The following is a 1202-nucleotide window of genomic DNA, read 5'->3' as shown; positions in this document are numbered from 1 at the left end:
TGTAACCCTCCCGAAAAGTCGGACTGTTTGAAATGCGAAAATTCGTAACTTAGAACAGTACAATGAAAAAAACAAGAATCAGCGAGAGTCAGATCGTTTCGGCGATCAAGCAACATGAATCAGGTAAATCCACTTCTGATATCTGCCGGGAGTTGGGTGTCCACCAAGCCACATTTTACAATTGGAAGAAGAAGTATTCCGGTATGGACAGCCAAGAGCTGCGCCGTATGAAGGAACTTGAGGAAGAGAACCGCCGTCTCAAACAGATGTATGCGGACCTTGCCCTAGACCATAAGATCCTCAAGGACGTACTATCAAAAAAGTTCTGAGGCCCTGCCAGCGCAAGGATATGGCTGCTTATGTGATTTCGACGCACCGGATCAGCATCAGCAGGGCCTGCAAGGTTGTCAATCTTCCCAAGTCAATGTATTATTACAGGAACAAGAAGGATGACAGCGAAACGATAGCGAAGCTCCGAGAGCTGGCCGATCGGTATCCAACCGAAGGACAGGACCTTTACTATTCACGGATCCGACACGAAGGACTGAAATGGAATTACAAACGAATACGCAGGGTGTATCAACAATTGGGGATGAATCGTCGCAGAAAGAGCAGAAGACGACTTCCAGCCCGGGTAAAGCAACCATTGTCGATTCCAGAGAAGCCGCTTAAAACATGGTCTTTGGACTTCATGAGCGATGTACTGACCAATAAGCGCAAGTTCAGGACACTGAATATCATTGATGACTTTAACAGGCGGGCCATCGCTATTGAGGTTGCACATAGTATGCCAGCAAGCAAAGTAACCTATCTATTGGAACGCATCATAAAAGAGCAAGGAAAGCCTTCACGTTTCCGTACAGATAACGGCCCAGAATTTATCAGCAGGGAATTTCGAGATTGGTGTGCTGACAAAGAAATAGAGATACAGTATATCCAACCAGGCAGGCCTATGCAAAATGCCTACATTGAACGTTTCAACCGCACATTTCGGGAAAGTATCCTGGATGCCTACCTCTTTGAAGATACTCTGCAAGTACAGATACTCGCAGAAGAATGGCTACAGGATTACAACTACAAAAGACCACATGAATCACTGGGAGGAAAGACACCAATGGAATACGATGCCCTGCCGGCGGCATGTTATCAATAGGTCACCTTTAAAAAAGATTGACCTATTGATAACAACTATATTTATATTT

The 1202-nt window shown here is 45.2% G+C and carries 2 protein-coding genes; both read left to right on the top strand.

Translation table 11 applies throughout. From position 1 onward, the window contains the following. Nucleotides 1-62 precede the first annotated feature (62 nt). Complete coding sequence (locus G5B32_RS17185; protein ID WP_206366949.1) at nucleotides 63-329, top strand: transposase; 267 nt, start codon at nucleotides 63-65, stop codon at nucleotides 327-329. Nucleotides 330-349: 20 nt separating this feature from the next. After that, the gene (locus G5B32_RS16855; RefSeq protein ID WP_206366948.1) at nucleotides 350-1153 is read left to right on the top strand and encodes an IS3 family transposase; all 804 of its coding nucleotides are present in this window, start codon (nucleotides 350-352) and stop codon (nucleotides 1151-1153) included. Nucleotides 1154-1202 lie beyond the last annotated feature (49 nt).

Source organism: Sphingobacterium sp. SGL-16, assembly GCF_011043515.1.
Classification (GTDB): Bacteria; Bacteroidota; Bacteroidia; order Sphingobacteriales; family Sphingobacteriaceae; genus Sphingobacterium; species Sphingobacterium litopenaei.
Note: the sequence above shows the minus strand (reverse complement) of the source record. Positions and strands in the feature narration are given on the sequence as shown.